This is a genomic window from Sphingomonas sp. R1, from assembly GCF_025960285.1.
Taxonomy (GTDB): Bacteria; Pseudomonadota; Alphaproteobacteria; order Sphingomonadales; family Sphingomonadaceae; genus Sphingomonas.
In genome coordinates, this window is record NZ_CP110111.1 from 792859 (window position 1) to 805792 (window position 12934).

The window sequence follows — 12934 nt, forward strand, 5'->3', positions numbered from 1 at the left end:
ACGCGGAGCGCCGGAAGGGTGAGGGTACATGTCCCCTCGCCTCCCCTCACGTCTCCAGCACCGGCTCCCTGCCCAGCGCGGTCGCCAGCGCGCGGTGGCGCTTCTCCACCGCCTCGCCGTACAGCGGCTCGTCGCCATCGGCGAGGCTGAGCACCAGCGCGGTCCCCTCCAGCCGCAGCCGCGAGCGCTTGAGCGGGCGCGCGACACCGCCGCTCAGCCGTTGGCCGAGCCGCATCGCCAGGCCCCAGCGCTTGGCCTCGGCCAGCGCTTCGGGCGAGGCAAGCCGTTCAAGCGGCACCGGGCTGTCGATCGCGCCGCCGAGCGACGTATAGAGCGCCTGCGCCACGATCGCTCGGCCCGCTGCGTCGATGCCGACCCAGTTGCCGTGCAGCCCGATCTCCATGCCCCGTTCGGCACGGAACTCGGGGTTGGCGCGCCAACCCACGTCAGCGAGCAGACAGGCGGCATGGCGAAGCCGCGCCCATTCGGGGCCGTCGCGAAACAGCGGCGCGAGCCATGCATCGAGCAGGTCGCCATGCTCGGGGAAGCGGCCCGAGCGCTGCCCTTCCTCGCGCGCGGCAACGATCAGGGGATCCTGCGCTCGCTCCTCGGCGGACAGGCGCTGGAACAGCAGCCCCTCGCGCAGGCCATAGGCCGAGACGACCGTCCCGCTGCTGCCGAGCTGCTTGGTCACGGCCACGAGCAACGCGGCCGCATCGGCGAGGGAGGGAATGCGCGCGCTCGACAGGTCGGGCACGGTCTTGAGATCGGCCTTGGTCGCGCCTTCCACCCGCCGCCCGAGTTCCTCCACCCGCGCGATCGCCAGGGGATAATGATGGACGATCGGCAGCGGATAGTCGGTCAGGTGCATGTCGAGCTTGGCGAGCGAGCGCCACGAGCCACCGACCATGTAGAAGGGCAACCCCTTGCCCCGCGCCTTCCAGCCGGCGGCGTCGATCATGCGGATGACGTCGCGCTCCAGCGCCCCCCTGCCGCGCGCGCGGATTGCGCCGAGACGCAGCACGCCGAGCGGAAAGGACACCCGATCGGTGACAGTGCCGGCCACGACGCGGACCAGCTCCAGGCTGCCACCGCCGAGATCGCCGACCACCCCGTCCGCTTCGGGAATTCCGGAGAGTACGCCGAGTCCCGCAGCGGTCGCCTCCTCGACGCCGGACAGGAGCTCGACCTCGAGCCCGAAGCCCTCGGCAATTGCCATCAGCTCCCCGCCGTTGCTGGCGTCGCGCACGGCCGCGGTGGCGACCGTGCGCAGCTCGCTCACCTGCATCTCGCGCGCGAGCAGGGCGAAGCGCCCCAGCGCGGCGCGGGCGGCGGCGAGGCCGCCGGCATGGATCGCCCCGGTTTCGGCCAGCCCCTTGCCAAGCCCGGCCATCACCTTCTCGTTGAACAGGATCGCCGGCAGGCGCGCGGGGCCCTCATAGACGACCAGCCGGATCGAATTGGAGCCGATATCGATGATCGCCGTGCGCGGCCGCGCGCGTTCGACGGTGGCGCGCGGGGTTCCAATCAGGGCTGTGGCCACCCGGTCAGGCACCCTTGGCGGCGAGGCGGCGCTTGCGCGGCGACAGCTTCGGCACCGGCTTGCGCGCATCCACCGCGGCACCTCGGCCGGACAGCGACGGGTTGGTCATAAAATAGCGGTGCAGGTTGAATTCCCCTTCGTCGCTGGGCACGATGCGATCGTAATGCCCGTCGGGCGCGAGCAGCCAGCTCTGTTCGTTGTCCAGCAGGTTGGCGACCATCACCTGGTCGAGCACCTGATCGTGCACGGTCTTGTTCAGGATCGGCAACATGAACTCGACGCGACGGTCGAAGTTGCGCTGCATCCAGTCGGCCGAGGAGATATAGATCTTCGCGCCGTCATTGGGCAGCGTCTTGCCATTGCCGAACACCCAGATGCGGCTGTGCTCGAGAAAGCGCCCGACGATCGACTTCACCCGGATATTCTCGCTCATCCCCGCCACGCCCGGGCGCAGGCAGCAGATGCCGCGCACGATCAGCTCGATCTGCACGCCTGCGGCGCTTGCCTGGTAGAGCTTCTCGATCGTGGCAGGATCGACCAGCGAGTTCATCTTCGCCCAGATCGTCCCCGGCCGCCCGGCGCGGACATGCTCGATCTCCTCGTCGATCAGCGCGGTGAGGCGCTTCCGGAGATCGCGCGGGGAGATGCCGAGCAATTCCAGATGCTGCGGCTCGACATAGCCGGTGACGTAATTGAAGATCTGCGCGGCATCGCGGCCCATTCGCGGATCGGCGGTGAAGAAGCTCAGGTCGGTGTAGATCCGTGCGGTGATCGGATGGTAGTTGCCGGTGCCGAAATGGCAGTAGGTGCGATAGCGATCGCCCTCGCGGCGCACGACCATCGACACCTTGGCATGGGTCTTCCAGTCGATGAAGCCATAGACCACCTGCACGCCGGCGCGCTCCAGCGCAGTCGCCCAATAGAGGTTCTGCTCCTCGTCGAAGCGCGCCTTGAGCTCCACCACCGCGGTTACCGACTTGCCCGCCTCGGCGGCGGCGATCAGCGCGTTGATGACGGCGGGCTGCTTGCCGGCGCGGTAGAGCGTCTGCTTGATCGCCACCACATCGGGGTCCGCCGCCGCCTGCTGGAGGAAGCTGAGCACGACGTCGAACGTCTCGTACGGGTGGTGGACGATGATGTCCTTGGCCCGGATCGCGGCGAAACAGTCGCCGCCATATTCGCGGATCCGCTCGGGGAAGCGCGCCGAGAAGGGGGTGAACTTGAGGTCGGGGCGATCCTCGTCGACCAGCATCGACAAGTCGCCGACGCCGAGGAACCCGCCGGTCTCGGTGAGCAGCGCGTCGCTGCCGCCCAGCTCTTCCTTGAGCACCGCCTCGAGATCCGGGGCGATGCCCTCCTCCATCTCCAGACGGATCACCCGGCCGCGACGCCGGCGCTTGATCGCCGAGCGGAAGGTGAGGACGAGGTCCTCGGCCTCTTCCTCGATTTCGATATCGCTGTCGCGCAGCACCCGGAAGGTGGCCGCGCCCAGCATCTCGTATCCGTGGAACAGCAGCTCCCAGAAATGCTTGATCAGCGTCTCGATCGCGACGTAGCGCGCCGGGCTGCCGGGGAGGCGAACGAAGCGCTTGAGCGTCGTCGGCAGCATCACCAGTTCCTGGATCGGCTCGCGGTCCGATTTGCGCAGCAGATTGAAGATCACGCTCGATCCCTGGTTGGGGATGAACGGGAACGGGTGCGCCGGGTCCAGCGCCTGGGGCGTGAGGATCGGGAAGATCTGCTCGCGGAAATGGTTGGCGAGCCAGGCTTCGGTCTCCCCCTCGATTGCATCGGCTTCGAGCACGAAGATGTTGGCGAGCGCGAGCTCGGCGCGAATGTCCACCCACACCGCCTGCTGCTCGTCGGCAAGCGTCGCGGCTTCGGCGGAGATCGCCTCCAGCTGCTGCGCGGGGGTGAGCCCGTCAGCGGAACGCGTGTCGATATTCTGGAGCTGCTGCCCCATCAGGCCGGCAACGCGCACCATGAAGAACTCGTCGAAATTGCTGCCCGAGATCGACAGGAAGCGCAGCCGCTCCAGCAGCGGATGCGCGGGGTTGCACGCCTCCTCCATGACGCGGCGATTGAACGCCAGCCAGGAGAGTTCGCGATTGAAGTAGCGCGCTTCGGTGGGGTCGGCGGGGGCGATGGTCGCGGGTGCGGCGGATTCGGTCATGCGCTCTCGCTATCGTCGGAATGCGTCAAAAGGCTTGCAGCCTGCAGTGTAGACTTCACGATCGGGATCGACAAACGGCCGTCGGTCTCCATTTCCAGCACGTCGGCGACGCGCAGGATGGCGAGGTGGCTCCGCTCGATCCGCGCCGCGACCCAGGCGATCACATTGGGCGCCGCGTGCAGCAGATGGCGTGTGAAGGCACGCTCCAGCAGCAGCGGGATCAGCGCATCGTCGGGCGGCCCGATCTCGAGCAGCGGCGAGGCAGCGAGGCGCGACCGCAGATCGGGCAGCGTCACCTCCCACAGCGGCGGCGCCGCGTCGGCTACGATCAGCAGCGGCCGGCGCTCGCCCTGGGCCCGGTTCCAGGCGTGGAACAGCGCGGTCTCGTCGGCGCGTTCCGCATCGTCGATGATCGACGCACCCGTCTTGGCGGCGAAGATGCGCGCGAGCAGGCTGCGGCCCGACTTTCGCGGCCCCACCAAGAGCGCGGCCATCACCGGCCAGGTGGCCCAATGTTCGAGCTGGTGGACGGCGCGGGCGTTCGAGTCGCTGACCAGAAAGTCCGTCTCGCTCACCTCGGGCAGGCCCAGCGGCAGGCGGAGCTGGCTCATTGCGCCTTGGGGGACGGCGATGCTTGCGGCGCCGCCGCACGGCGGATGCGGAGGACGCCCGGTCCTTCCTGGACGCTCCAGCCACGCGACTCGAGCGCGGCCCGCAAGGCCGCCTGCGACCCATCGAAGCTGACGCGCATCACCGAGATGCCACCCAGCGCCAGGCTGGTGGTGGTGGCGCTACGCACGCCCGGCACGCCGCGCACGGCGCTTTCGGAGGCGTTGACCGCGGCGGCATTGGGCGTCTCGACCTGCACTGAAAGCGCGGCGGAAGCCGCAGTGGCGCTGGCCTCCACGCTTGGCGTCGGCGACGGCGTCGCGGTTTCCTCGGGTGCGGGCGCCTCCGGCTGGGCGATCGGCGGCCGCGCGGCGAGCACCGCATCGGTGTGGAGCCGGCCATCGGTCAGCGCCGCCTGATAGGCCTTGTCGATGCGGGCGACGGCGGTGTCGAACAGCGCGTCGATCGCATCGCCATTGTCGATGCGGAGCGCAAAGCTGCTGACCGGCACCTTGTCCGGGCCGTGCGTCGCCGAGAAGATGCCGACGATCGGCCCGCCCGGATAGTCGCGCCGCAGCTGCACCTCGGCCACCAGCATGTCCACCGCGCCATATTGATCGAGGATGGTGCGCCACCAGTTGCGGCCATGGCGCAGCGTCTGGCCGGTGTTGACCAGCAGCCGGTCGGCGCCGGTGCCGCGCAGGCGGACATAGTCGATCGTGCTGCCCGCCGCGCGCAGCCGGTTCCAGGCGCGCGCCCAGGCGGTATCGCGCTCGAACACCTGGCCGACACCGCCCGAATATTGCAGCGGCACCAGCAGCATCGGTGGCGAATGGGTAACCGCGATCGACACGCCGAGGATGGAGCCTGCCTTGGCGCGATCGAACTGCACGCCGAGGCTGGCGATGTAGCGGCTGGGGCCGATCTGCTCGCGCTCGACGACGATGCCGGTGACGATCGCGTCCAGCACCGAGTCGGAAAGCGTGCCGGGCTTGCCGGTCAATCGCTGCGACAGCATCGACCAGCCCTTGCGCTGGGCGATCCGCCAGCCGCCCTGGCGGGCGATGTCGGCGGTCTTGCCCGATACGTCGACCTGCACGCCGCTCACTTCGAAACTGTTCGCCGCCCCCGCGGGCGCAGACGGCACCCCGCCCTGCCCGCGTGCCGCCATGATGCCCGCACCGGCGAGCGCGAGCGCGGAAACGGCGCCAAGAACGGTTTTGGGACGGCGGAACTGCATGCGGGCGCCCTTTTGGCGAACCGGGCGTGGAAATCCAAGCGCGTTATGGCTAGGGCGCTCTGCCATGAGCGAGACCAAGGCGGGCCATGGCCCTTACACCTATGCCCAGGCGGGCGTTTCGATTGCGGCGGGCAATGCGCTGGTGCGCGCGATCGGCCCGCTTGCCCGTTCCACCCGGCGCGCGGGCGCGGACGCCGATCTGGGCGGCTTCGGCGGCATCTTCGACCTGAAGGCGGCGGGCTTCACCGATCCGCTGCTGGTCGCGGCCAACGACGGCGTCGGCACCAAGCTGAAGCTGGCGATCGAGCACAACCAGCATGACGGCGTCGGCATCGACCTCGTCGCGATGTGTGCGAACGATCTGATCGTGCAGGGTGCCGAGCCGCTGTTTTTCCTCGACTATTATGCAAGCGGCAAGCTCGACAACGCGGTCGCCGAGCGCGTCATCGCCTCCATCGCCGAGGGCTGCCGCCAGGCCGGCTGCGCGCTGATCGGCGGCGAGACCGCAGAGATGCCGGGCATGTATGCCGATGGCGACTATGACCTTGCCGGCTTCTGCGTCGGCGCGGTCGAGCGCGACCGGCTGCTCGACGGCAAGAAGATCGCAGCCGGCGACGTGCTGCTCGGCCTTGCCTCGAACGGCGTGCATTCGAACGGCTTCTCGCTGGTGCGGCGACTCGCAGCGGACAAGGGCTGGAAGCTCGATCGCCCCGCGCTGTTCGACCAGGAGCGGCTGCTGATCGACACGCTGATGGCTCCCACGCGCATCTATGTCGCCAGCCTGCTGCCCGAACTTCGCAAGGGCACCATCCACGGCCTCGCCCACATCACCGGCGGCGGCCTGCTGGAGAACGTCCCCCGCGTGCTGCCCGAGGGAACCCATGCCCGCATCGACGCCGATGCCTGGCCCCTGCCGCGGCTGATGGCGTTCCTGCAGGCGCAGGGCAATATCGAGCCCGAGGAGATGGCGCGCACCTTCAACTGCGGCATCGGCATGGTCGCGGTCGTCCCGGCGGACCAGGCCGAGGCGGTGACCGCGGCGCTGAGCGCGGCGGGCGAGACGGTGTTCACCATCGGCACGATCGAAGCCGGCGAGCGCGGCTGCACCGTGGTCGGCGGCGACGAGACCTGGAGCGCCCGTGCACCCTGGAGCGCGACCCACCATGGCTGAGGCGTCCGCCGGCGCCTCCAGCACCCGCAAGAAGATCGGTATCCTGATCTCGGGCCGCGGCTCGAACATGGCCGCGCTGGTCGAGGCCGCCGGGGCACCGGAATGCCCCTACACCGTTGCGCTCGTCGCCAGCGACAAGCCGGAGGCGCCCGGGCTCGCCTGGGCGGCCGAACACGGTGTGCCGACCTTCGCGCAGAGCCCCAAGGGCATGCCCAAGGCGGACTATGAAGCGAAGATCGACGCGGCGCTGCGCGACGCGGGGGTCGAGGCGATCGCGCTCGCCGGCTATATGCGGCTGCTCTCGGACGATTTCGTCGCGCGCTGGCGCGGCCGCATCGTCAACATCCACCCGTCGCTGCTGCCCAAATACAAGGGCCTCGACACGCATGCCCGCGCGATCGCGGCCGGCGATGCCGAGGCAGGCGCCTCCGTGCACATCGTGACCGAGGAACTGGACGGCGGCGACGTGCTGGGCCAGGCGCGGGTACCGATCCTTCCCGGAGACACGGCGAACACGCTGGCGGCACGGGTACTGGCAGAGGAGCACGGCCTGTACCGCGAAACGCTGGCGCGCTGGCTGCGCGACTGAACGGCCAAGGATATTTGCTGGCGATCCCGCGTTGTTCGATGTTCATATTGGCGACAGGGAAGCTACGCACATGCCCAAGGACTCGGCGCTCACGCCGGAGGAAGAGGGCGGCATTGCGACCGCCGAGCTCGGCCTGGTGCTGCTCGACGGCCCCAATGGCGTGGCGGTCGCGATGACCCCCGAGGCCGCCGAGGCCACGGGCCGCAGCCTGCTCGCCGCCGCCGAAGCGGCAGCGGGCCAGCGCGAGCGGGGCGAAACGGGTTATTGAGACTTGTGCAGCCATAGTGCCCGCGCCGATAAGGGGCGCGGATGATCAAGGTCGCCAGCTATAACATGCGCAAGTCGATCGGCACCGATCGACGCCGCCGACCGGAGAGGACGCTCGAGGTACTGCTCGAGGTCGATGCGGACGTGATCGCCTTGCAGGAGGCCGATCGCCGCTTCGGCGCGCGCGAGGCGGTGCTGACGTCGAGCCTGCTCGCCGAGCACAGCCCGTGGAAGCCGGTGCATTTCGGCATGCGTGCGCGATCGATGGGGTGGCACGGCAATGCCCTGCTTGTCCGCAAGGAAGCGGACATCCTCGGTTGCGCCGCGCTCCATCTGCCGACCTTGGAGCCACGCGGCGCGGTGATGGCCGATCTGCGCGTGAACGGCGCGCCACTCCGAGTCGTCGGCATGCATCTCGACCTCTCCGGTCTGTGGCGTCGCCGCCAGGCCCATGCCGTCCTCACCCAGCTTGCGGCCCTGCCGCCGATGCCGACGGTGCTGATGGGCGATCTAAACGAGTGGAGCGCCGATCGCGGCTGCCTGCGCGACTTTGCCCAGCATTTCGCCTTCGCGGCGACCGGCAAGAGCTTCCACGCCCGCCGCCCGATGGCGCGGCTCGATCGGATCATGGCCTCGCCCGACCTCGTTCTCGGCGATGCCGGCACCCATCACAGCCTCGCCGCGCGGACGGCATCGGACCACCTCCCCGTCTGGGCGGAGGTGCGGCACCGCTGATGCACGAGAGCCAGGAGAAGGAGCTGCGGCTGGCGCTGGTCTGCTATGGCGGGATCAGCCTCGCGGTCTACATGCACGGCATCACCAAGGAAGTGTGGCACCTCGCCCGCGCCAGCTGTGCCGAACGCGAGGGCACGCCGCTCCAGAGCGTCTATCGCGAGCTGATCGAGGAGATCCGCGACCGCAGCGGCCTCAACCTGCGCGTGATGGTCGACATCCTGTCCGGCGCCAGCGCGGGCGGCATCAACGCCGTGTTTCTCGCGCAGGCGATCGCCACGGGCCAGTCGCTCGATCCGCTGACCGCGATGTGGCTCGACTATGCCGATGTCGATGCGCTGCTCGCCCCCAGCCAGGGGCCGTCGCATCGCTTCGCCAAGGTCTGGGCCAAGCCGATTGCCTGGATGCTGTCCAATCGCTCGCACGGCATCGAGGAGACGGTCGAGACCGGCGCCCGCGCCGAGGTGCGCGAGAAGCTGGAGCGCTTTGTCCGCTCGCGCTGGTTCGAGCCTCCGTTCGGCGGTGCCCAGCTGCTGGGCACGCTGCTCGATGCGTTCGACGCGATGGCCCGGGGGCCCGCCGAGCGGCGACTGCTGCCCGACGGCCAGCCGCTCGACCTGTTCGTCACCGCGACGGACTTTCGCGGCCATGCCGAGACGCTGCGGCTCAACAGCCCGGCCGAGGTGATCGAGACCGAACATCGCCTGGTCTTCGGGTTCAGCGATCATGGCCGCGGCAAGGGTGTCGCGCATCCGGCCGCGCTTGCCTTTGCCGCGCGGGCGACGTCCAGCTTCCCCGGTGCCTTCCCCCCGCTGATGGTGGGAGAGCTCGACCAGGTGCTTGCCGATCGCGGCGAGACCTGGTCCGGCCGCGATGCCTTCCTGCAGCGCATGCTCCCCGAGCAATGGGCGGAAAGTCGCGCGGAAAAGGCCGTGCTGATCGACGGCTCCGTACTCGCCAACGCGCCCTTCGCCCCCGCCATGGGCGCGCTGCGCGAACGGCCGGCCCGCCGCCAGGTCGACCGGCGCTTCGTCTTTCTCGATCCCACGCCGGACATGCGCTTCGATTTCTACGGCCCGCGATCGGACAATCCCGGCTTCTTCTCCACCATCATCGGCGCGCTTTCCGAACTGCCGCGCAAGCAGCCGATCCGCGACAATCTCGAGGTCATCGCCGCCCGCTCGGACCGCATCGAGCGGATGCTGGGTATCGTCGCCGAGATCCGCGCGGAGGTGGAGGCGCAGGTCGAGTCGCTGTTCGGCTATACGCTGTGGCTCGATTACCCGACGCCGAAGCGTCTCGCGGCGTGGCGCAAGCGCGCCCAGATCGCAGCCGCTGCCAAGGCGGGCTACGGCCATACCGCCTATGCGCTGCTGAAGGTCGACGGCGCGATCGACCGCACCGCGCATCTGCTCCAGGCCCTGGGCGGTCAGCTGGACGGAAGCCGGCTGCGCAATCTGGCACAGCGGCTGCGCGAGGCGGTGCGGACACGCGGCGCCGATCGGTTCGGCGCCAATCTGCCGGGGGGCGCGTCGCCGGAAGCGCTCGACTTTCTGCGCGGCCATGATCTCGGCTTCCGCATCCGCCGCCTGCGCCTGCTCGCGCGGCGACTTGCCGAGCTCGAACAATCCGCGCCGCGCGGGGCGATGCGACCGATGCGCGACGCGATCTACGGCGCGCTTGCCGCCTATCTCGAATGCAAGCGCTCGGATACCTTCGCCGATCTGCAGGACCGGTTGACCAACGACCCCGGGAGCACGCTGGACCTGCTTGCCGAGCGCATGCAGCTGCGCCTGCTCGATCGCCAGACCGACGAAGTGCTCTCCGCCGGGTTAAGCGCCCTGTCGAAGGAACTGCGGCGGCCGATGTTGCTTGCGTATCTGGGCTTCCCCTTCTTCGACATCGCGACCTTCCCGCTGCTACAGGGCGAAGGCATGGACGAGTTCGATCCGATCCGGGTCGATCGCATCTCGCCCGAGGATGCCCGCGCGATCCGCACCGGCGGCGTCGCGGCGATGCTCAAGGGCAACCAGTTCAACAATTTCGGCGCGTTCTTCAGCCGCGCGTACCGCGAGAACGACTATCTCTGGGGTCGGCTGAACGGCGCCGATCGTCTTATCGACATCGTCCTGTCCACGCTCGATGCCGATGCCCGGCCGGATGGCGGCCGTGTCGCCGCGCTCAAGCGGCGCGCCTTCCATGCCATCCTCGACGAGGAAGCACCGAACCTGACCGCCATCCCCGGCCTGATCGCCGAGCTGCGCAACGAAATCGCCTGAGCCTTGGCAAGCGGGTCCCCTCCGGCCTAGAAGGCGAGCGAGGTTTTCCAGGAAGGGAGCGGAATGCGGTTTCTGAAGGTGCTGTTGTGGCTCCTGCTCGGCGGCGTGATCGCCGGGTTCGTGATCTACAATGGCGATCAGCGGGTGAGCATCCAGCTCTGGGCCGGGCTGGTCGCCGATATCAGCCTGCCGCTCTTGCTGATCGTCGTGTTCCTGGCCGGCTTCCTGCCGATGCTGGTCGCCTATCAGACGCTGCGCTGGCGGATGAAGCAGCGCTTCGCCGGACTGGAGCGCGCGCTCGCCGACCTCCGGTCGATCCCCGCCGCGCCCGCGCAGCGCTTCGAGCCGGTCGCCGAGGCGGCCGCGATCGAGGAGTCGCGCGCATGAGCAGCCGCATCTACGTCGCGCTCGACACGCCCGAGCTCGAAAAGGCCAAGGCGCTCGCGACGAAAGTCCGCCACCATGTCGGCGGCATCAAGCTCGGCCTCGAATTCTTCATGGCGAATGGCCGCCACGGCGTGCACGAGATGGCCGAGATCGGCGTGCCGATCTTCCTCGATCTCAAGTTCCACGACATTCCCAACACCGTCGCCAAGGCGATCCAGGCGCTGCGACCGCTCAATCCCGCCATCCTCACCGTCCATGCCGCCGGCGGACGGGCGATGCTGGAAGACGCCAAGGCCGCCGCGCCCGAGGGCACCAAGGTCGTCGCGGTGACGATGCTGACCAGCCTCGACGGCAGTGACATGACCGCGATCGGCCTCAAGCCCGATCCGCACGAGCAGGTGATGCGGCTGGCCGAGCTGGCCCGCTCCGCCGGTGTCGACGGCATCGTCTGCTCGGGCGAGGAAGTGAAGGCGGCGCATGCCGCGTGGAAGGACGGCTTCTTCGTCGTGCCCGGCGTGCGGCCCGCCGACGCGCATGTCGGCGACCAGAAGCGCGTGGTTACCCCGCGCGGCGCGGTGGATGCCGGCGCCTCGATCCTGGTGATCGGCCGGCCCATCACCCAGGCCGAGGATCCGGACGCGGCCGCCCGCGCAATTGCCGCTACGCTTTGACAAATAACGGGTTTCCCCTCCTACAAAGGAAGGGAAACTTCCGGATTGCCCATGCCCCTCACCATCCGTCCTGCCGTGCCCGCCGATCTCCCGGCGCTCCACCCCGTGATCGAACGCGCCTATCGCGGCGAAACCGCGCGTCAGGGCTGGACGCACGAGGCGGACCTGATCGAGGGCCCGCGCACCAGTCTCGAAACGCTGACCGGGCTTGTCGAGGATCCGGCGCAGGTGCTGCTCAGTGCCTGGGAGGACGGCGTGGCGATCGGCTGCGTGAACGTAGCGAACCGCGGTAGCGGCACCGCCTATCTCGGCCTGCTCTGCATCGAGCCGCTGCGCCAGGCCGGCGGGCTGGGACGCCAGCTCATCGCCGCCGCCGAAGCGCACGCGCGCGACGTGTTCGGCTGTACCCGCATCGAGATGACGGTGATCGAGGAACGCCGCAAGCTGATCGAATACTATGTGCGCCGCGGCTATGCAGAAACCGGCGAGCGCCGCGACTTCCCGATCCCGCTCGTGCCCGCGCTGTTCATGACGGTGCTGGCCAAGCCGCTGGCCTAGCCGCGCGACGGGCTTAGTGCCGCCAGTGCATCGTGATCGAGCCCTGCGAAGCGAGGGGCTCTCCGCGCTCGCCGACGGGCGGTCTAAATCGCGCACGCTGCGCCAGTAATTGGCATGTGCGCGTGGCCGTGTGGGCATTGCTCCCGGGGGCAAAAGCACAGCTGGTCAGCCTGCCCTCCGTGCCAATGCCGAAGACTAGCTCGACGTCGCTGTCGCCGCGGCCCTGCGTGACGAGCCGATAATCGTCATCCGTCATCCAGCTGCCAGGGCTGCCAACCGGCATGGCGCCGCCAAACTGACTTTTCAGCAGGACGGCGTGGTTCTGGGCGTCCCAGCGCGCCATCAGTTCGCCTTCGCTCGCGACCGGCACGCCCGCGCTATTGTGGGCCGGCAGGTACCGTGCACGTTGTTCGACGAGTTGGCACGATAGGCGCGCGATCGATGCCGGGGTTGTTGCGTAGAGCGGCTTGCAGCTCTCGACACGACCGGAAGCAGCGATTTGGAAGCGCAGGGTGACCACGCCGCCCTGCCCCTTGGCAACATCGTCAGCGGGATAATCAGCAGACGTGATCCACGCGGATACGGGCCCAATCGCACGCTGCGCCTGCGCCGAACCGCATCCCGCGAGCATCACGAGCACCGCACTCAACAAGAATTTCCGCATACCGCCCCCCTGCACCAAGACTTGTACCGTCCCGAAAATGGGACGACTAGG

The 12934-nt window shown here is 68.9% G+C and carries 13 protein-coding genes; 8 read left to right on the top strand and 5 right to left on the bottom strand.

Going from position 1 to position 12934, the window contains the following annotated elements:
* Positions 1-46: 46 nt before the first annotated feature.
* Genes OIM94_RS03835 through OIM94_RS03850 form a run of 4 tightly spaced genes read right to left on the bottom strand, consistent with a single transcriptional unit; the run spans position 47 to position 5565 of the window.
* A complete protein-coding gene (locus OIM94_RS03835) occupies positions 47-1543 on the bottom strand; it encodes a Ppx/GppA family phosphatase (RefSeq protein ID WP_264608791.1) in 1497 nt (498 codons plus the stop codon).
* 4 nt (positions 1544-1547) lie between these two features.
* Positions 1548-3716, bottom strand: a complete 2169-nt coding sequence (locus OIM94_RS03840) for an RNA degradosome polyphosphate kinase (protein ID WP_264608792.1) — start codon at positions 3714-3716, stop codon at positions 1548-1550.
* Entirely contained in the window at positions 3713-4327 is a 615-nt protein-coding gene (locus tag OIM94_RS03845; protein ID WP_264608793.1) for a DnaA/Hda family protein, read from the bottom strand. Before OIM94_RS03845 ends, OIM94_RS03840 begins: the two co-directional genes overlap by 4 nt.
* Entirely contained in the window at positions 4324-5565 is a 1242-nt protein-coding gene (locus tag OIM94_RS03850) for a heavy-metal-associated domain-containing protein (protein WP_264608794.1), read from the bottom strand. Before OIM94_RS03850 ends, OIM94_RS03845 begins: the two co-directional genes overlap by 4 nt.
* A gap of 64 nt (positions 5566-5629) precedes the next feature.
* Between OIM94_RS03850 and purM the strand changes: the two genes are divergently transcribed.
* The 8 genes from purM (at position 5630) to OIM94_RS03890 (ending at position 12219) form a co-directional block, all read left to right on the top strand.
* Complete coding sequence (purM, locus tag OIM94_RS03855) at positions 5630-6736, top strand: phosphoribosylformylglycinamidine cyclo-ligase (RefSeq protein WP_264608795.1); 1107 nt, start codon at positions 5630-5632, stop codon at positions 6734-6736.
* Positions 6729-7325, top strand: coding sequence for a phosphoribosylglycinamide formyltransferase (purN, locus tag OIM94_RS03860; protein WP_264608796.1), 597 nt, complete (start codon positions 6729-6731; stop codon positions 7323-7325). Before purM ends, purN begins: the two co-directional genes overlap by 8 nt.
* A 70-nt stretch (positions 7326-7395) precedes the next feature.
* The gene (locus OIM94_RS03865) at positions 7396-7593 is read left to right on the top strand and encodes a hypothetical protein (RefSeq protein ID WP_264608797.1); all 198 of its coding nucleotides are present in this window, start codon (positions 7396-7398) and stop codon (positions 7591-7593) included.
* 41 nt (positions 7594-7634) lie between these two features.
* A complete protein-coding gene (locus OIM94_RS03870; RefSeq protein WP_264608798.1) occupies positions 7635-8327 on the top strand; it encodes an endonuclease/exonuclease/phosphatase family protein in 693 nt (230 codons plus the stop codon).
* Entirely contained in the window at positions 8327-10603 is a 2277-nt protein-coding gene (locus OIM94_RS03875; protein ID WP_264608799.1) for a patatin-like protein, read from the top strand. Before OIM94_RS03870 ends, OIM94_RS03875 begins: the two co-directional genes overlap by 1 nt.
* Before the next feature lie 63 nt (positions 10604-10666).
* On the top strand, positions 10667-10990 hold the full coding sequence (locus OIM94_RS03880) for a LapA family protein (protein ID WP_264608800.1): 324 nt from the start codon (positions 10667-10669) through the stop codon (positions 10988-10990).
* Positions 10987-11661, top strand: coding sequence for an orotidine-5'-phosphate decarboxylase (pyrF, locus tag OIM94_RS03885; protein ID WP_264608801.1), 675 nt, complete (start codon positions 10987-10989; stop codon positions 11659-11661). The genes OIM94_RS03880 and pyrF overlap by 4 nt, the downstream gene beginning before the upstream one ends.
* A gap of 51 nt (positions 11662-11712) precedes the next feature.
* Positions 11713-12219, top strand: a complete 507-nt coding sequence (locus tag OIM94_RS03890) for a GNAT family N-acetyltransferase (RefSeq protein ID WP_264608802.1) — start codon at positions 11713-11715, stop codon at positions 12217-12219.
* 13 nt (positions 12220-12232) lie between these two features.
* Here the strand turns inward: OIM94_RS03890 and OIM94_RS03895 are convergent, their stop codons facing one another.
* Positions 12233-12883, bottom strand: a complete 651-nt coding sequence (locus OIM94_RS03895; protein WP_264608803.1) for an energy transducer TonB — start codon at positions 12881-12883, stop codon at positions 12233-12235.
* Positions 12884-12934: the final 51 nt, after the last annotated feature.